Below are 18,465 nucleotides of genomic sequence, written 5' to 3'. Positions count from 1 at the left end.
AGTTTTGGCCCCCTCCCTTCTAATCGAGTTTTTTCAAACTAAGCAGGAAATGGCAAAGGCATGAAAATCCAAGGCGCAAAGGTCAAAGAGTTAATGCAAAATGCTCAATTTTTTTTCAGAACCAATCCGCATTTAGGCCCTTCTCTTTTCCTCTTTTGCTTAGGCATGATATTTCTTTCAACTACAAAGTACACCGCCGCATCCGGAGCATTATTCGGAGCTGGAGCATCATTATTAGGTGCATGGATTTCAGAGTTTAATTCAAGAAAAAAAGATGCGGCCTCTAAACAACTAAAGGAAGTTGAAGCTGTTAGTTATCTCAGTCCAGAATTGATTAGAACAATCAAACGGCTTATTTATATTCAACACAGAGCTATTGTTAACTACAGCATGAATGCATCTGAAAACAATAACAGAATAAAATCTGGCGGCTCACTTAGCTCAGGTCACCATGAACCCGTAGCATTAGGAGACCAAAAAGAAGACTTTCTTCCTTACTTACCCCTTCTTTATCCTCAGGCTCCGCAGCTTCAACACTTATCAGGCAACAAAGCCGTAAAGTTAGTCATTTACTATGATTCACTATTTGAGCTGGAAATGTTTGTTAAAGATTGGTGGAAAAGAGAGGGCCAATTAGCATCAAATATATTTAACATGATTAGTCACCAATCAGAGATAAGCCTGAAACTTGCCTCGGATTGCATAATTGAATTAGGTGTCGAGCAAAATGATAGTAACAACATCGATGAAAACTCTTTGCTTTCGCAAATTAATAAATCTCTTGAGAGTGCAATAAAAACCAGAGAGCGCTGTTATAAAGACTTTGAAGAAGCAACTAGCCATAAAAAGCTCACTAAATAGTTAGCTATTAAATTTTTATTTGATGGTAAACAGGCAGCTCATTCCAATGTGAATAAGCTGCCTGCCAAGCCTCTCCTTAATTCGCAATTGGTCCATCTGCAACGGGTAACCATTCCAGTTTTCCATTTTCAACTTTTTTAAATCGTACATCCCAAAACTCACCCCGCGGCCAAAACACGTATCTGTTATGCGGTCCCCATGCTTCATTCCAGATCGCATCTTCAGTTAGTTTTTCACCTCGCGCCATGCACAAAAAAAGCGCGCCGTTAATGGAAATTTTCTTCATTCTGTTATCCTCATACACAATTAATTACTGTATATAATAACAGTAATTTTATTTCGTGCTTTTCAGTTGCCCTTAGCGCTCTGTAATTCCCCAACCCCCTGCCACTGCTGGATTTTGTTGGATAATGGCTTTAACCAACTGAGATCTCTTAAAGATCCAATAGCGACACAAATAGACAATATCCTTAAATTTCAAGCTCATGCATTTTTATTTAGATCCATTCGAGATCCTTAAAACTGAAAAACACTGAAATCTCTTTCAAAGTTTTCAGTTGTCGAACTCCGGAATAAAGCCAGCAGCAGCGCGCTCTGCCATACCGGTTTGTAGAAAAATAAAACTGAAGAATTTTCATGATGCAAAACCTGCAGGCGGGAACGGTGTAGCGCCGATTTTGTCTGCGCAGCGATTATTTTGTCGGGGCTGACGCGTAGCCAGAGCCGCGCTATGCGGATGATCTTTTTATGGTTGTTGTGCGTGATGGGCGCGCCTTTGCGTGGCGCATCGTGCGTCTGAGGCGTTCTGGTGACGGGCAATAAAAAACTCGCTGCTTGCTGGCTGGCTTACTTGCCGATGACGGGTGAGTATTTCGTACTAAGCGCGGCGGCCTGCTGGCCACTCTGTGCGATGGCACTGCTGTTCGTGGGCTGGCCGGTTGAGGGGTACGTATAGCTGGTCAGCCAGCGGCTGCACAATCGCCACGGTATCGAGCATCAGCTGGGCCACATTAATCTTTGCTGAACCTATCCACCCCACCGGCGCGATAATTTCCTGACGCGCCCCGGCAATACTCTGGCGCAGCTGGCCAATTTTTTCAGTCAGTGCCTGACCAACATTTATCGTCACGCTGACGGTGACGTCCGTTTCCGCATTGCCGCCCACTGTAATCAGCTGATTCTGCTATGCAGCCACGCTGTAACTGCCGGTAGTTACGTGCTGAATTGCTCCGGCCATCAGTGACGCCGTTCCAATCACCGTGGCCCTGTCAGTGGCTTTGACTGTCGTATCCCTGCTGACCAGCTCACACGTTTCCGTATCGGCTTTAACTTCCCTGCTCATGGACGTTTCACGGATAGCCTGGTCGGTCTGGCGCTCCCAGTATCCGACCTTGCCGCTGAAGGTGAGTATGTCGGTTAACAGTACCGGGCGGTTTAGCGAAAAGGTGGCCGCGTCGCCGCCGCCGGTACAGATCAGCCCGACAATCGCGGTGCTAGCGGTGGTGATGGTTCGCGTGCCTTCGTTGATTTCCTCAACGCGCATGCCGTGGTGATAATCCTGTGACATGTGGCGGTTCTCCTGTGAAGGGGTTCCGCGATGGTCAGATTTTAGGGAAGGGAAATCATGCTGTTGTCACTGTGTGGCAGCTGACACAACGGACAAACCTGCTGCCCGCAGACAGTGACTAAAAGAGCCAGCGACCGGCAACAGCTGACTCAATAAACATGCGTATAGTCAGGGGGGCTTTACCCTGCTTTACTGGCGCGCGCGTGAAAAAAGAACGGGTTTTCCAGGGGAAATAAGTGGCGAGCGTAAAACCTGCTGGCTGTACGTTAAAATCACGAAAAAATTTCTCCGATACCTCTGCAATATCTTCTGCTTCAAAAAGTTCCTGCAAAACATCATCGTCACCGATTTCAATCTTTTTTAAAAGAAGCGTGGTTACCAGCGGCAGTTCGCGCAGGATATATTTGCGCACCAGGTCAGGAGTAGTCGTCATATCATTCACCAGATTTTATCCTCCGGCCTCACAATCATGTTATAGCGATGTACGGTGCGAAAACTGATTTGCGCAACATCATTTGCCAAGATAACCCACCCTACAACCGGCACGGCCCTGCCCACAAAGGCTCCCAGATTATTCACCCAGAAAATTTTCAGCCCGCGCAGGCTGAAGGATTTTAAGGTCAGAGTCGGGAGAATGCGCCGCCGGAATCTATAGGACATATACCTGCGGAAAAAGAGTGACACAACCGACGTGCCTGGCGTTGACGTGAGCGGTTTCCCCGGCACGTCGATATTATTGTTACCGAGAATGATGCTTGCAACGGCTACAATATCCTGCACGCCCAACTGTTCCTGGGTTTCATCCAGCAGCACCCAGAATAATAATTCCTGCGGTGTCAGGTTCGGCACGCCGTGGTAAAAATAGGTTCCGTTCAGTTGCTCAGTCGTATCCATCGCCTCAGATCCCTCTCATTGGATGGTCAACAAATTTTAACTCTAACATCTGCGCGACAGCTTGTTAATCCGTTACCGCTTTGCCCGTCAGACGGGCTTTTCCGGCCAACTGATATCCGGCGCGCCCGACACGTCGATGGCCGGTACCACCTTCCTGCACTTCATCCAGACACTGTGCCGCCATTTGAACGTGTTTCAAAGCACTATGGCTAACCGCATAATGCGTGGGAACTTTCCTGCTGATTGGGTTTTGATTTGCTCTATGGAAACCTGTACTTCGCTGGAGTGGCTAACGTATGGCCGCGGTGATTCAAACATCACAAACCAGGAAGCTTGATCAACCAAAATCGAACTCAGAAAAATCACAGATGGGAACTTTTCATCATCTGATTGGGTTAAATATGATGCGCAATTCTACCCAGTAATGTTAAACCTCCTCTGTTATTACATTTTGAGAAGCAGAACTACCTGGTTGATATGACCGCCGCAGAGATCACCGATGGGGTGTGGCTAATCGAGATCGATAAGCTCATCAGCGTTAAGGAGCTATATCGTTTTCCTGGAGGACGTATTCGTGTTGAGAACGGAAAAACCTCATTCGAATGCAAAGCAGATGACATCAGGGTTTTGGGCAAAGTCGTTGCCCGCACTGAGTACCTTTGAAGGCTAAGCATGGCGATAAATAAATTACCCAGCGGGAAATGGCAGGTGCAGGTTTTTCCCAATGGCCGAGACGGCAAAAGGATTCGCCGACAGTTTGCGACGAAGGGCGAAGCACAATCCTATGAGAAGTTCGTAAAAGATCAGGCTCAGGATAAGCCCTGGCTTGGAGAGAAAACAGATAAGCGCCGGGTAATCGAGCTGGTTGAATTATGGTTCAACACACATGGCATCACCTTGGCGGATGGCGAGAAGCGGCGAACTACAATGGCATTCGCCTGCGAAGCGATGGGAAATCCACTGGCTACCGAATTCAACGCGAAAATTTTGGCGTCTTATCGTGAGCAGCGATTAAGCGGGAAGATCACCCGTTCCATCCGAGTGAAGACGGTTACGCCGCGCACTGTTAATTTAGAGCTGGCGTATTTCAGGGCGATGTTTAACGAACTACGCCGGTTAGATGAATGGACGGCACCGAACCCATTAGAGAACGTGCGCGAGTTTAAAATCAGTGAATCAGAAATGGCGTATCTCACCATTGAGGAAATTAGAACCCTCCTCGCCGAATGTGAGAACAGCCGATCTAAAGATTTGACGACCATTGTGAAAATCTGCCTGGCAACAGGTGCACGATGGAGTGAAGCCGAAGGCTTGAAGGGCAACCAAATCCGCGCCGGTCAGATCATCTACGTGAAAACTAAAAGCAAGAAAAACCGAGCGGTGCCGATAACTGAAAAATTACAGGCTGATCTGCCTTTGAGCAGGAAAGCGCAGTTGCTCTTTAGACAATGCTATTCAGCTTTTAGAAAGGCCATGCAACGCGCCGGTATCGAGACATCTGCAGGGCAGCTGACGCATCTTTTGCGTCACACCTTCGCGTCTCGCTTCATGATAAACGGAGGAAACATCCTTGTGCTTCAGCGAATTTTAGGGCATACAGATATTAAGGTGACGATGCGATACGCGCATTTCGCGCCAGACCATTTAGCTGAAGCGACACGGCTTAATCCTATTAATTATATCTAACTCTTCCATATGAAAAATTGATATAATCAATATCATTACTGCCATTAAACGCCTCAAACTAATAACCAAATTTTCAAGAGAAAATGTGAATTTAAATTAGGATAACGCATGGATGATTTTTTAGTTACTCCAAAAGGTGAATTACACGTACATTTCAATGGAGCTTTGCCTCCAGAAATAGTTGATAGAATTATTGTAGAAAATAATTCTGCTGATAGATTGATTGAAATTAATTACCATTGCAGTAAATTGTTAGTTAATAAAAAATCTTCAGGGCTGATAGAGTATCTTAAGCCTTGGGAATTTCTTCGGCTTATCCCTATAAACAAAGATCAATTAAATACTATGATTGAGGCTTTTTTTATAGCCATGGTAGAAACAAACATAAAATTTGTTGAGATCAGGCACACGGTAATCCATTTAGCTAGAAATTGTGGGATTACTTATCTCGAGGCATTAGATTGGCTTCTAGAAGGCATTACAATTTATAGCTGCAAATATCAGATAAAAGCTGGGTTAATTATTACAATTGGGAGAGGCGAAGAGGCCATGTACCATATTAAACTCGCCATCACTAACATTCCTTTATCAAGCTCACAGAATAATATCGTTGGCATTGATCTGGCTGGAGATGAGGATGCTGAACTGGACAATAACATCTACAACCTGTTTAAGGAATGCAAATATGATTTAGGATTAGGAATTACAATTCATGCAGGCGAGACTGGCAATGTCGATAATATTAAAAAAGCCATAACTCATTTCGATGCAGATAGAATAGGCCACGGAACTTGCGCTAAAAACGATAGATATGTATTAGAAATGCTAAGTAAGAATCAAGTTTGTGTTGAAGTATGCCCTTTAAGCAACGTGATGACAGGTGCTACAAATATAGCCAAAGGACATTCTCTTCAAGAGTTTTTGAATTTCGAAGTTCCCTTTGTTGTTTGCTCAGACAATCCGGGGATACAAGAGACAAGCCTTATTGATGATTACGATTATTGCAATAAAGAAATTACAATCCCTAACTTCTCTAAAAAGATGTATGAATATCAAAAACAATTTACCTTTATTAAAGGAATACTATGAGACTACATTTCCTGAGTAACAATCCGAATAAAATCAAGGAAATAAATGATATCTTAGGTGATCGAGTGGAGGTAGTGAGTGCCAATATAAAAATTGAAGAAATACAGAGTAAAGATACGCAGGATTTAGTTAGAGATAAATTATTAAAAGCTTTTAAGCAGATCGGAAGGCCAGTATTTGTAGAACATACTGGTTTATATTTAAAATCATTAAAAGAGTTACCTGGCGGGTTAACTCAAATATTTTGGGATGATCTTGAAGCGGAAGGGTTCATATCACTACTCAACTCTCATCAAGATAAGGCTGCAATTGCTAAAACAGTAATTGGCTATTGCGATGGAAAGAAAATACATTTTTTTGAAGGCGAAGTTGAAGGAACGATATCAGATTCACCATTAGGAAACCGAGATTTTCAGTGGGACTGTATATTTATACCAAATGGTTACCAAGAAAGCTTTGCTGAGATGGGCGATAAAAAAAATGAAATATCCATGAGGAAATTAGCATTGGATAAGTTTTCGTCACATTTACTGGAGGAAAAGTGATGTTAGATCAAGAGTTATTGGATGCTTATAAAAATGATAATCTCATTCTTTTTATTGGAGCTGGCGTTTCAAAAAACCTTAATCTTCCAGACTGGAAGGAACTGATTAGTGAAATCGCAAATGAACTTGAGTTCGACGACGATGTATTCCTTACATACGGTGATTACTTAAGTCTAGCTGAATATTACTTATTGAATAATAACAATAAGATCGGGAAATTAAGAAGTTGGATGGATACAAAGTGGCATAGTGGTGATATAAAAATCGAAGACTCTAAAATCCATAGACATATTGCAACCGGTAATTTTCCAATAATCTATACAACTAATTACGACAGATGGATTGAGCATTCACTTAAACACTATAATAAAAAACATAAAGTTATCGTTGATGTGTCTGATATAGCAGATATAAAAAGCGATGTAACACAAGTAGTCAAGCTTCATGGGGATTTTTCGGATGACTCATCGATTGTGCTTGGTGAATCAAGCTATTTTGATCGTTTAGATTTTGATAGCCCATTAGACATAAAATTTAGAAGCGACATGTTAGGTAAATCAGTTCTTTTTATTGGTTATAGCCTTTCAGATTGGAATATAAAGCTATTATTTTATAAGTTAGATAAGCTATGGAAAAAGAATAGCAACACTTCAACATCCAGACCAAAGTCTTTCGTTTTCTCAACAAGACCAAACCCTGTTCAAGAGAAAATATTAGATGCAAGAGGAGTGAAAATGATTGTCAGTGATGTTCATGAACCATCAGAGGCATTGCAATCTTTTTTAAGTGAACTAGTTAAGAATTCATAAATTTATTATCCCCCGTAAGTGGCAGCAGAGCGCAACGCTATGTGCCACTTTTCATCACCACTCGGCGAAAATAAAGCATAACAATCATTAACTTACTGATTTTACCCTCTTCAAAATGGGACTCATAATCGCTTTATCGCTGGTTCAAACCCAGCAGGAGCCACCAATTTAAGCGGTTAAATCAGCAGATTAAGGTCATCTTGATCCTCATTTTTAAAGCTACTGCATGGGTCTTTCAAAACCCCGATAGAACTAACATTGAAGAAGATCCAGACGGATAATCCACACTTACAAACCATGCGCCAGTTGCATTCATGGTTTTCCTGGGTGAAGAAGAGCTATAAAGAAGATGTTAGTTCTATGGAATACTCCTTCTCATTCAAGTACCTAATGAGACGCCGAATGAAGATATCAAGCCATTAATGAGTAGCCCCCCCCAGCAGTCCTGCATAAACTCACTGCCATAGCGCGCTATTAGTAGCGCTCATATCGATAGCAACCTCTGTATAGTCAGTAGTTTTAACTACTTTCCATTTTCCTCTTTTAATTTTCTACCTAACTTTCTTTATTTTTTATAAAAAACGAACAATCTTTTCAACTGCATCACATTTTAGTAAAGCCACTCCCCCGCCTCAGCGGAATTAATCAGCATCTGAACAGTTAAAGGCTCAGGCTGATGATGATCGGTGCGCAGATATTTTGGCAAAATAGCGTTCGCCAAAAAAGGGATTCCTGAAGCAGGGAAATAGAGACGAAAATCAAATCGCTTCATATCAACACTAAATAGTTCAGCATATTCTTCAAAAAAATCAAAAGCCTCTTCAGGCAAAACGCAATTTTTACCTGTACTCAGGGATGCATCATCTCGCATTTCCCAAAAGTATTTCTTTATCAGACGATGAACATCTTCAACTTTACTCATAACCAGCCTTATCCTTTATCACCTGTAATCAGCATATATCGATGAACAACATTGCGGGTAATAATCGAAAGATCATATGCAGTTAACACAGCGCCAATCCAGGGCACCCAACGTCCAACATATGCCCCGACACTTGTTGTATATGCCCATTCACCGCGCAGCATTTTTTTCCATGTAATAGTACGACGTTTTTTCTGAAAACACTGGCGAATACGCATTCGGCTTGCGAAAGAAAGCGGGCTGGTTCCACGTGTGGTTTGTGGCTTGGTGGTCCGGTTTGCCTCATCGGTCGCGGCGGCGAGTCAGGTGATAGCTTTCAGCACTGCATTTTCAGCTTCCAGTACCTGCACTAAGGTTTCACCTCTCCCTTCCCCCGATTAACCTCACACTCTCTTACCCACTATTTTCCCTGTAAAAGACACCGCTAATCCTCACTCTGATGACCCGACTAATACTCCGGAGTCACTTTTTAACCCTGCAGAGGGTGTATCAGATTATTTTCATAAACCCGCTATATTTACGGATATGAACAAATGCAGTCAAAACGGGCCAATTGAAATCTGCACAACGTGTGCGCTGAGGTCAGATCCACAATTCTGCAGATTAATTTATTGAACAGAAGAGTATGAATAGATTAGAGGTTTATCATGAAAAGTTCATCGAGTGCTGAACTCTGCTGCCGGGTAATTCGTGGAAGAACCATCATGCCGTTGAAGAAAGTTGCGTTGTATCAGGTCGAATTTGAAAATGGCAGATTTGCTGTGTTACGCATTAATAATCTTCTGACGCTTCAGGAAGGCGATATTATCTCAAGAGTTAATGAAGTGTGGTCTGCAGGACCAGATATTATTCAACTTTCACCATTCGAATTTCTCGACCAGGGTGAATCAAAGCGTTATTTCACCGAGTACGAAAGATAATGCAGAATTATCAGCACATTGAAATTAATGTTACGGATAAATTGCCTCAATGAGGGATAAGGTTAAACAGTATGACCTGCTGCTGCCTGCTGTTCGCAACATAAAAATACGACGGACTTTATATAACATACAATGACTTACAGTGAGGGCATAAGACTGCCTGTCCTTTATTCTTTTTAGCTACAGACTGTCTGGAAAACTTTTTACACACCGGGCACTGTGTATTGGTTTCGCTGCTGTGTAGCGCGTCGAAGAGAAAGCTCAACCAGGTCATGTCGTTATCCTCTGAAATATTTTCCTCAGCGTAACACAGTGCAGGTAAATTAATTTTTTTATCTGTCGGCTCTGATGTTAAACAGGGCTAAGGTGAGGAGAAGGCAGCTGTTTATTTTTTTAACTTTATTTTATCGCCATAAAGGAACGCCAGCCGGTTAATCAGGATAGCTACGAATAACGGAAACAGGACTATAATCAATACCATCTACACCTGTTTATCACCTCCAGCCCTTCTTTTGGCTCCTTTTTTGTCATCCTTTCTTTTTTTCCGGATCCAGCTGCTGCGCAAGCGCAAGGAAATGAGTGTGAAAATAAAACTGACGACGTGGTTCAGCCGGGAAAGTGAATTACCCGATGAGCATTTTCCTTTGTTCCCGACTGAAGGTATTTATCAGGCCCACCGGCCAGATATTTTTTCGGCTGAACAAATGGATAACTACGGCGAAAAATTAGCGAAAACGCATAATCTGTCGGGTGGAAAATGGTCCTACCGACTGTTGCAGCAGCTGGCAGATAATGAATTGTCACTGACGCGCAGCGCAGAGATCCTGAGTGAAGGCGATAAACGCAGCCAGACACCGGCGGCCGTCTGGATACTGGATAATTTTTACATCATTGAAGAGCAGATCCGCCTGGTCCGGCACCTGTTACCGGCCAAATTCGGTAAAGGACTGCCCATGCTGGAGGAGTCGGCTCATTACCTGCGCATCCAGGCTATCGCCGAGGAGATGATTAAGCACAGTGATGGCCGCCTGGAAACCAGCGTTCTGCATCCTTTTATCGCTGCCTACCAGCGCGTTACGCCCCTGCTGCTCGGCGAACTGTGGGCCATGCCTGCCATGTTACGGTTTGCGCTTATCAACAATCTGGCCCGGATTGCGGCTGACGTCGCCAGGGTACATCAGGAACGTAATAAAGCGGAGCAGTGGATCAGCGATATCCTCTCCACAGCCGCCGAAGATGCATCAAAAGTTATTCTGGTCATCGCTGATATGGCCCGCCAGAACCCGCAGGTTTCCGGCGCTTTCGTCGCTGAACTTGAACGGCGATTAAGTGGCCAGAACAATACTCTGGCGTTAACCTGGGTCGAACAACAGCTGGAAAATACCGGCCGGAAAACCTCGGAAGTCATTGAGCAGTTCAACCGGCAGCTGGCCCTGAGTCAGCTCTCTGTCAGCAACAGTATTACCGGCCTGCGGCAACTCGGCGAAATTGACTGGCAGGCTTTTGTCGAATCCGTCAGCCTGGTTGAGAAAGTCCTGCAGCAGGATCCCACCGGGACATACCCGCTGATGCATTTTGACAGTCGCGATGACTACCGCCACGTGATTGAACGTCTGGCACGGCACAGTCGCTTTGATGAACGTGAAGTCGCCCAGGCTGTGCTGACGCTAGCCAGCCAGCCTGATCTTCCCCTGCGTCAGCAGCATGTCGGCTATTACCTGCTGGATAAAGGATTTCAGCAGCTGGAACAGCAGCTTGACGTTAAAGTAACGTGGCTGAACAGGAGCCGGCAGCATCTGAGCCAGACTCCTTTACTCTCCTGGTTAGGCAGCCTTTTACTGCTGACAACCGCGTTTACCGCCGAGATGCTCTACAGCACCCATCAGGCGGGCATGGCATCTTTATTGTGGTTGCTGGTGCTGCCCGCCATCATTGTCAGCAGCCAGCTAGCCTTGCAGATGCTGAGCGAGTTAACCACCCGTAGCCGCCATCCCCTTCCCCTGCCCCGACTCGATTATTCTCTGGCGGTACCGGAGCATGACCGCACACTGGTAGTTATCCCCTGTTTACTCAGCAGCAATGAGGGAACAGACGCCCTGCTGCGCTCTCTGGAAATCTGCTATCTCGGTAACGCCTTAGCGAATATCAGTTTTGCGTTGCTGACCGACTTTACCGATAGCGCCGAACAGGACCATCATCATGACGCCGCGCTTATCCGTTACGCCGTGCTGAAAACGGAAGCGCTGAATCGGCGCTACAGCGGGGGTAAATCGGATATTGCGCTGTTCTCCCTGTTACACCGTGACCGCACCCATAATATTTCTCAGGGCGTCTGGATGGGGTATGAACGCAAGCGCGGTAAGATCCATGCCCTGAATCGCTGGCTTCAGGGTGAAGAAAACGCCTTCAGCGTCACGGTAGGTGCCACGCAGACGCAGCTGCACAGCGTTAAATATGTGATTACTCTCGACAGCGACACAATACTGCCGCGTGAGACAGCGCATAAGCTGATTGGCGTCATGGCCCACCCGCTCAATGCGCCGGTATTCGACGATATCAAAAATCGGGTGGTTGAAGGCTATGCCATCCTGCAGCCTCGTCTGGCTGAAGAGATACCGGTTAACGGTCAGAGCCGCTATGCCCGGCTGTGCAGCAGCATTCCGGGGAATGATGCTTACTCCTCACTCTCATCCGATATTTATCAGGATCTGTTTGGTGAAGGCTCATTTGTCGGCAAGGGTATTTACGATGTCGCTGCCTTTAGCCGGGCGATACGCAATACCTGTCCGGAAAATCTGGTGCTGAGCCATGACCTGCTTGAGGGGTGCTATGCCCGCTCCGGTGTGGTCAGTAACGTCGTCCTGTATGAACAATATCCGGATAGTTACCTGAGCGATGTTGCCCGCCGTTTTCGCTGGGTGCGGGGCGACTGGCAGCTCCTTAACTGGCTACGGTTGCAGGTGCGGCAGGAAGATTGCAGTCGTCAAAAGAACCCGCTCAGTGCGCTTTCCCGCTGGAAATTAACAGACAATCTGCGCCGCAGCCTGGTGGCGCCAGCCCTGCTGATGCTGGTGTTTATGCTGTGTACGATAGTACCGAACCCGGTATTCTGGGTCGGATGCATCATGCTCTTTCTGCTGCTTCCGGGGCTGCCAGCGTTGGTAATCGATGGGGTGACGAAAAGTAAAAAGCGTGCCTGGCGGCAGCATTTATCCATGCTTGTCACCGATGCCTTTAACCGCCTCTCCCGCGCTGGCCTGGCGCTGGCCATTCTGCCTCACGAGAGTTACTGGTCGCTGAAGGCGATTATCGTAACCTTATGGCGCCTGACTATCAGCCATCGCTTTCTGAACGAGTGGAAAAGCGCTTCATCACAGAAACCTGTCGAGCCTGATGTGCGCCATTTCTACCGCCGCATGTGGATTAATCCGGTAGCAGGCGCGGTTCTGGTATTTCTGACCAGCCTGAGCATGCCGTCGATGACGCATGTCGCACTGGCGCTCGCATTATTGTGGGCCGTCGCCCCCGCGTTACTGAGCCGCATGAGCCAGCCTAAACGCGCTCAGCCAGGCAGCCTTTCAGCGGAACAGCGCATCTTTTTGCGTCGCACCGCGCGTAAAACCTGGGCCTGGTTTAACGAATTTGCCAGCAGTGATAACAACCATTTGCCGCCGGATAATCTGCAGGAGATTCCGGAGTCGCGGGTGGCCAACCGGACCTCACCGACCAACATTGGCCTGTCGCTGCTGGCAAACCTGACCGCCTGGGATTTTGGTTATATCAGCCAGAATCGGGTCATCAGCCGGACGCTCGACACCCTCGATACCCTTGATCGAATGGAGCATTTCAGAGGTCATCTTTATAACTGGTATGACACCCAGACGTTAAAACCGCTGAACCCACGCTACGTCTCAACCGTAGACAGCGGTAATATGGCGGCTCACCTTGTGACCCTTCAGGCTGGCCTGGCGCAGTGGAAATACCAGCCGGTGATGTCTCTTCCCTGTATCCTGGAAGGTCTCAGCGACACCTTCTCACTGCTTAAAGACCAACTGAGCGACACCCGCAGCGACATAGTGGAACAAATCGATGCGCATTTAAGCCAGATGCAGCGCGCTTCGCCCGCCGATTTTCACGCCGGGATGCAGGCTCTGCTGGCGTTAAGCGTGGTGGCAGAACAGGCGTATCTTCCGACAACGCAGGTGAACTGGCCGGCGCTTTTCCACCAGCAGCTGGTCGATTTTACTCAGGAGTGGGCCCTCCTTTTCAGCTGGGTTAGCCCGGATGCACCACTGCCTGCCGAGATTCCGTCATTGCTGTGGCTCGCTGAGTTGAACCTGAACCGCCCCGGACTCCCGGAAAAACAGGCAGAGACTGCGATATGGGCCGCCCGCGAACGGATGGCTGCCCTGCTGGAGCTGGACAGCCGCCTTAGCGATCACGCCAGTATGGACTTCCGCTTTCTCTATTATCCGGCCACGTCTTTACTCAGCGTGGGCTACAACATGGACAGCGGTCTGCTGGACGCCAGCAAATATGACCTTTTCCCTTCAGAAGTCCGCCTGACGCACTACTTTGCAATCTCCACCAGTCAGCTTCCTGCCAAGAGCTGGTTTGTACTGGGTCGCTTATTTACTCAGCTTAATAACCAGCCCGCCGTGATGTCATGGAGCGGCTCAATGTTTGAATACCTGATGCCGCACCTGGTCATGCCGGTTTACCCCGACACGCTGCTGGAAAAGATGGCGTTATCGGCGGTCAGGCAACAGATTGCCTCGGGTAACAGTACTGATACGCCCTGGGGTGTTTCGGAATCGGGTTACGCTGCGTTTGACGTCAATCATAACTACCAGTATCGGGCATTTGGCACGCCAGAACTGGGGCTGAAACGCGGCCTGAATGACAATCATGTTGTTGCGCCCTATGCGACGCTGCTGGCGCTGATGGTGCTGCCGCATGAGGCGACGGCTAATCTGATAAGACTTAAAAAAATGGGTGCCAGCGGTGACTACGGTTATTACGAAGCGCTGGATTTCACTGCGGATCGACTGGCTCCCGGTCAGCCATTTGCGATCGTCAAATCGTATATGGCTCATCATCAGGCGATGGGATTGCTTGCGCTCTCTCACCAGCTGCTGGATGCGCCCATGGTCGCGCGCTTTATGTCCAGCGCACTGTTTCAGTCGTCGCGTTTGCTGCTTCAGGAAAAAGTGCCTGATGATATTGAGCTCTATACCCCACGCCGCAGTTTTGTCGAAAACAGTGACCCTAAACAGCAGCGCAGCATTCCCGACCAGCGTGAATTCAGTGGTTCAGATCCGCGCCAGCCACAACTTCAGCTGCTTTCCAATGCAGATTATCATCTGATGGTGACGCACGCGGGGACAGGCTACAGCCAGTGGAAGGGGCTGGCACTCACCCGCTGGCGTGCGGATAGCACCAGCAACAACTACGGAACGTTCTGCTACGTTACCGATCAGCAATCCGCCGAAGTGATTGCTCACAGCTATCAGCCGACCTGCTGCGAGCGTCCGCATTATAAAACCCGTTTCAATGATGCCGGGATTGAGTTTGACGCTTCAGGCACCACCTTCAGCATTCACACGCATATTGTGGTCTCCCCGGAAGATGATGTGGAGATCAGACGCATCACGGTCACTAACCGTTCCCGTCAGACCCGCCCGTTTGATATCACCAGCTACACCGAAGTGGTACTGGCGCCAGCAGCCAGCGATATGGCCCACGCTGCGTTCAGTAATCTGTTCGTCCAGACTGAGATCGTTGACAGGCTGGAAGCGATTCTGGCTCACCGTCGGCCACGTGAAGAGAAAGAAGTGACGGCATGGATGTTTCACGCGATGGCGATACATGGCAATACCGGCCGCCAGACCTCATTTGAAACCGACCGGGCTCGTTTTCTCGGGCGCGGCAGGACTCCAGCCGATGCTCAGGCGCTGATGCCGGGCAGTGAATTAACGGGTCAGCAGGGAGCGGTGTTAGATCCCGTGTTATCAATTCGCCAGTCAGTGACGTTAAAAGCGGGAGAGACCGTCACCATCGATATGCTTTACGGTGTGACACTTCAGCGTGACACCACTATTGCGCTGATTGAGAAGTACCGTAACCACATCAGCGCCGATCGGGTGTTTGAACTGGCGTGGTCTCATAGTCAGGTCGCCTTGCGTCAGTTGAATATCCGCACCGAAGATACCAGCCTGTTTAATCAACTGGCCAGTGCCGTACTGTTTTCCAGTGCCGAAATGCGTGGCGAATCAGACGCGCTGATGCAGAACCGGCTGGGCCAGGAGTCATTGTGGCGCCATGCGATTTCGGGTGATCTGCCGATTCTTTTGGTTCGGATAGAAAACGATAATCAGCTCGACCTGGTCACCACGCTCATTCAGGCGCACCAGTACTGGCGACAAAAAGGGCTGACGGTCGATCTGCTCATCCTGAACAGCGATCAGGGCGGCTACCAGCAGAACCTGTTCAATCAGCTCACGACCCTGATCCCCGCCGGAGATGAACGACAGCAGGCGGACAAACCTGGCGGCATATTTATCCGCAAAAGCGAAAGTTTTTCTGCTGACGATCTGCAACTGTTGCTGAGCGTCGCGGCGGTCGTGCTGGAAGGCCGGAACGGCAGCCTCGCCGATCAGCTCAGCACGCTGTTAAAACCGGTGCGCACCCCGCCTGCTTTTGCGTTTCCATCGGTCAGTAAGACGCCGCCGCCTGCAGCCGTCACCATTTCGCCGGAGCGGTTGCAGTTTTTCAATGGTACCGGTGGCTTCAACGAGGACGGTAGCGAATATCACATCATTCTTTCCGGCCAGCAGCAGACGCCTGCGCCGTGGTGCAATGTGCTGGCCAACAGCCAGTTGGGCACCGTCATTTCCGAGAGTGGCCAGGGCTATAGCTGGTATGAAAACGCGCATGAATATCGTCTGACGCCCTGGCACAACGATCCCGTCAGTGACAGCTCTGGCGAAGCGCTTTATCTGCGTGATGAAGAGACGGGTGATGTCTGGTCGCCGACGCCGCTTCCGGTTCGCGGCAAGGGCGATTATCTGACCCGTCATGGCTTCGGTTACAGCAGTTTTGAACACACGGAGTATGGTATCAGCAGCACGTTAACGGTGTTCGTGGCAGAAGAGGCGCCGGTCAGACTTTCCCTGCTGACGCTGAGTAACCTCTCTGGCAAAACGCGTAATCTGTCGATTACCGGATACGTCGAATGGGTTCTGGGTGAGCTGGCGAGCCGCTCCGCAAGGCATGTGGTGACCTCCCCTGCCGCTATCGCCACAGGCAGCGCGGTTCTGGCCAGAAACTTTTATAACAGCACGGGCTCTGCGCGGACCGCTTTTTTTGCCGTCACAGGTACCCGGATTGCGTACAGCGGCAACCGGCTTGAGTGTCTGGGTCGTAACGGCACCACACGGCAGCCCGCGATGATGAATGTTCGTGGTCTTTCGGGTAACACCGGGGCAGGAATGGATCCCTGCGCCGCGCTGCAGACGCTGACGACACTGATTGACGGCGACAGCCGCAGCTTTGTTTTTGCCCTCGGCGTCGGGGAAGATGAGGGTGCAGTGACCGCGCTGATGCAGCAGTTCCTCTCCACCGGGGAGGCACAGAACGAGCTGACCAGGGTTAAACAGCACTGGCAGCAGCTACTGACTAAAGTGCAAATCCAGACACCGGCAGCGGAGGTCGATTTACTGGCAAACGGCTGGCTGCTGTACCAGACGCTGGCCAGCCGTTTGCTGGCGCGCAGCGGATATTACCAATCCGGTGGTGCCTTTGGTTTCCGCGATCAGTTGCAGGATACGCTGGCGCTGACCCACGCTGCCCCGCAGCGGCTGCGCGATCAGCTGTTGTTGTGTGCATCCCGCCAGTTTATCGAGGGAGATGTACAGCACTGGTGGCATCCGCCTGCTGGCCGTGGCGTCAGAACCCGCTGCTCCGACGACTACCTGTGGTTGCCCTATGCGCTGTGCCGCTATGTGCAGGCAACCGATGATATGGCGCTGCTGTCACAGCCAGTAAGTTACCTTGAAGGTCGCCTGCTGGCAGAGGACGAAGAGTCTGTCTATGAGCTTCCGGGCGTCAGTAAGATTAATGAAACGCTATGGCAGCACTGCGTACGCGCGGTTAACCACGCCCTTAATTTCGGCCAGCACGGCCTCCCGCTGATGGGCTCCGGGGACTGGAACGATGGTATGAGTACCGTCGGGATTGCCGGCAAGGGTGAAAGCGTCTGGCTCGGCTTCTTCCTCTATACGGTTCTGGACCGCTTTGCCGCGCTGGCTGCGCGGTTCGGCGATACCGATACCGCCCGCCACTGTCAGGAGCACGCGCAGACGCTCAAGACCGCGCTTAACCATGCGGCCTGGGATGGCGAATGGTATCTGCGCGGCTTTTTTGACAGTGGCCAGACGCTCGGTTCACATGCTGACAGTGAGTGCCGGATAGACGCCATTGCCCAGAGCTGGTCGGTACTCTCTGGCGCAGGCGAGGACGCCAGATGCCGGTCAGCGATGGCGGCGCTTTATCAGCATCTGGTTGATAAGGATAACCGGCTGATTAAATTGCTCACTCCGCCTTTCGATGGTGCAGGGCCAAATCCAGGCTACATTCGCGGTTATTTACCGGGCGTCAGGGAAAATGGCGGTCAGTACACCCATGGGGCTCTATGGGCGATTATGGCCTTTGCGGCGATGGGTGAGACAGAGCGCGCCTGGTCCCTGCTCTCCATGATTAATCCGATTAATCATAGTGGCAATCAACAGGATATGGCGATCTACAAAGCGGAACCTTATGTGATGGCTGCGGATGTGTATGCGGCCGAAGGCCACAGCGGGCGAGGCGGCTGGACCTGGTATACTGGTTCATCAGGCTGGGCCTATCAGCTTATCAGTGAGAGTCTGCTTGGGATAAGCCGGCGCGGCAACGCGCTGTCTCTTCGCCCACAGCTGCCCGCTGACTGGTCAGAGATAAAAATTGTCTACCGTGAGGGGGAAGGGATCTACAACATCCGGGTTACTCGCGGTGACAGCACCTATCAGCTGTGGCTGGATGGCAAACGGTGTGACGGCGACGAAATAGCGCTGGAAAGCCATAGCCAGGAACATCAGGTTGAAGTCTGGCTGGGCTCTGCGTCAGATTAAGTTAA

The 18,465-nt window shown here is 49.0% G+C and carries 17 protein-coding genes and 2 pseudogenes; 9 read left to right on the top strand and 10 right to left on the bottom strand.

From position 1 onward, the window contains the following. Window positions 1-60: 60 nt before the first annotated feature. A complete protein-coding gene (locus ACR8BN_RS03225; protein WP_434747321.1) occupies window positions 61-861 on the top strand; it encodes a hypothetical protein in 801 nt (266 codons plus the stop codon). Between the two features lie 76 nt (window positions 862-937). Here the strand turns inward: ACR8BN_RS03225 and ACR8BN_RS03220 are convergent, their stop codons facing one another. The 7 genes and pseudogenes from ACR8BN_RS03220 to ACR8BN_RS03190 all read right to left on the bottom strand — a co-directional run bounded on the left by ACR8BN_RS03220 (window position 938) and on the right by ACR8BN_RS03190 (window position 3,521). Further along, complete coding sequence (locus ACR8BN_RS03220; RefSeq protein WP_434747320.1) at window positions 938-1,147, bottom strand: hypothetical protein; 210 nt, start codon at window positions 1,145-1,147, stop codon at window positions 938-940. A 230-nt stretch (window positions 1,148-1,377) separates the two neighbouring features. Further along, a complete protein-coding gene (locus ACR8BN_RS03215; RefSeq protein WP_434747319.1) occupies window positions 1,378-1,680 on the bottom strand; it encodes a hypothetical protein in 303 nt (100 codons plus the stop codon). Window positions 1,681-1,738: 58 nt separating this feature from the next. Then, window positions 1,739-2,026: a hypothetical protein gene (locus ACR8BN_RS03210; protein WP_434747318.1), complete on the bottom strand. Its 288-nt coding sequence runs from the start codon at window positions 2,024-2,026 to the stop codon at window positions 1,739-1,741. A 147-nt stretch (window positions 2,027-2,173) separates the two neighbouring features. Continuing rightward, window positions 2,174-2,428 (bottom strand): annotated as a pseudogene (locus ACR8BN_RS03205) (phage tail sheath family protein); the annotation flags it as partial. Between the two features lie 118 nt (window positions 2,429-2,546). Continuing rightward, window positions 2,547-2,870, bottom strand: coding sequence for a DUF1493 family protein (locus ACR8BN_RS03200; protein ID WP_010256605.1), 324 nt, complete (start codon window positions 2,868-2,870; stop codon window positions 2,547-2,549). Beyond that, the gene (locus ACR8BN_RS03195) at window positions 2,867-3,322 is read right to left on the bottom strand and encodes an STM2901 family protein (RefSeq protein ID WP_434747317.1); all 456 of its coding nucleotides are present in this window, start codon (window positions 3,320-3,322) and stop codon (window positions 2,867-2,869) included. Before ACR8BN_RS03195 ends, ACR8BN_RS03200 begins: the two co-directional genes overlap by 4 nt. Window positions 3,323-3,386: 64 nt before the next feature. Further along, complete coding sequence (locus ACR8BN_RS03190) at window positions 3,387-3,521, bottom strand: hypothetical protein (RefSeq protein ID WP_262406461.1); 135 nt, start codon at window positions 3,519-3,521, stop codon at window positions 3,387-3,389. Here ACR8BN_RS03190 and ACR8BN_RS03185 point away from each other — a divergent pair. The 6 genes from ACR8BN_RS03185 to ACR8BN_RS03160 all read left to right on the top strand — a co-directional run bounded on the left by ACR8BN_RS03185 (window position 3,459) and on the right by ACR8BN_RS03160 (window position 7,451). Continuing rightward, window positions 3,459-3,659 carry a helix-turn-helix domain-containing protein gene (locus ACR8BN_RS03185; protein ID WP_341576216.1) on the top strand — a complete coding sequence of 67 codons (201 nt, stop codon included), beginning with the start codon at window positions 3,459-3,461 and terminating at the stop codon, window positions 3,657-3,659. The two genes, ACR8BN_RS03190 and ACR8BN_RS03185, sit on opposite strands and share 63 nt — an antisense overlap. A 74-nt stretch (window positions 3,660-3,733) precedes the next feature. After that, window positions 3,734-3,985, top strand: coding sequence for a hypothetical protein (locus ACR8BN_RS03180; RefSeq protein ID WP_434747566.1), 252 nt, complete (start codon window positions 3,734-3,736; stop codon window positions 3,983-3,985). Between the two features lie 9 nt (window positions 3,986-3,994). After that, window positions 3,995-5,008, top strand: a complete 1,014-nt coding sequence (locus ACR8BN_RS03175; RefSeq protein ID WP_434747316.1) for a phage integrase — start codon at window positions 3,995-3,997, stop codon at window positions 5,006-5,008. A gap of 108 nt (window positions 5,009-5,116) precedes the next feature. Continuing rightward, the gene (locus ACR8BN_RS03170; protein WP_187491946.1) at window positions 5,117-6,097 is read left to right on the top strand and encodes an adenosine deaminase; all 981 of its coding nucleotides are present in this window, start codon (window positions 5,117-5,119) and stop codon (window positions 6,095-6,097) included. Continuing rightward, on the top strand, window positions 6,094-6,642 hold the full coding sequence (locus ACR8BN_RS03165) for a non-canonical purine NTP pyrophosphatase (protein WP_187491947.1): 549 nt from the start codon (window positions 6,094-6,096) through the stop codon (window positions 6,640-6,642). Before ACR8BN_RS03170 ends, ACR8BN_RS03165 begins: the two co-directional genes overlap by 4 nt. Next, a complete protein-coding gene (locus tag ACR8BN_RS03160) occupies window positions 6,642-7,451 on the top strand; it encodes an SIR2 family protein (RefSeq protein ID WP_187491948.1) in 810 nt (269 codons plus the stop codon). Before ACR8BN_RS03165 ends, ACR8BN_RS03160 begins: the two co-directional genes overlap by 1 nt. Window positions 7,452-8,061: 610 nt before the next feature. On the opposite strand, the gene ACR8BN_RS03155 is transcribed toward ACR8BN_RS03160, so the two are convergent. Together ACR8BN_RS03155 and ACR8BN_RS03150 are read right to left on the bottom strand one after the other, a co-directional pair. After that, window positions 8,062-8,373 carry a DUF1493 family protein gene (locus ACR8BN_RS03155; protein WP_434747315.1) on the bottom strand — a complete coding sequence of 104 codons (312 nt, stop codon included), beginning with the start codon at window positions 8,371-8,373 and terminating at the stop codon, window positions 8,062-8,064. Window positions 8,374-8,381: 8 nt separating this feature from the next. Next, window positions 8,382-8,627 (bottom strand): annotated as a pseudogene (locus ACR8BN_RS03150) (STM2901 family protein); the annotation flags it as partial. Between the two features lie 393 nt (window positions 8,628-9,020). Between ACR8BN_RS03150 and ACR8BN_RS03145 the strand changes: the two are divergent. After that, on the top strand, window positions 9,021-9,293 hold the full coding sequence (locus ACR8BN_RS03145; protein WP_223566104.1) for a hypothetical protein: 273 nt from the start codon (window positions 9,021-9,023) through the stop codon (window positions 9,291-9,293). A 118-nt stretch (window positions 9,294-9,411) separates the two neighbouring features. Here the strand turns inward: ACR8BN_RS03145 and ACR8BN_RS03140 are convergent, their stop codons facing one another. Then, window positions 9,412-9,567: a YnfU family zinc-binding protein gene (locus ACR8BN_RS03140; RefSeq protein WP_216844881.1), complete on the bottom strand. Its 156-nt coding sequence runs from the start codon at window positions 9,565-9,567 to the stop codon at window positions 9,412-9,414. A 307-nt stretch (window positions 9,568-9,874) separates the two neighbouring features. Between ACR8BN_RS03140 and ACR8BN_RS03135 the strand changes: the two genes are divergently transcribed. Continuing rightward, on the top strand, window positions 9,875-18,460 hold the full coding sequence (locus tag ACR8BN_RS03135; protein ID WP_434747314.1) for a GH36-type glycosyl hydrolase domain-containing protein: 8,586 nt from the start codon (window positions 9,875-9,877) through the stop codon (window positions 18,458-18,460). Window positions 18,461-18,465: the final 5 nt, after the last annotated feature.

The organism is Pantoea sp. Lu_F5_004 (assembly GCF_051136245.1).
GTDB lineage: Bacteria > Pseudomonadota > Gammaproteobacteria > Enterobacterales > Enterobacteriaceae > Pantoea > Pantoea agglomerans.
Note: the sequence above shows the minus strand (reverse complement) of the source record. Positions and strands in the feature narration are given on the sequence as shown.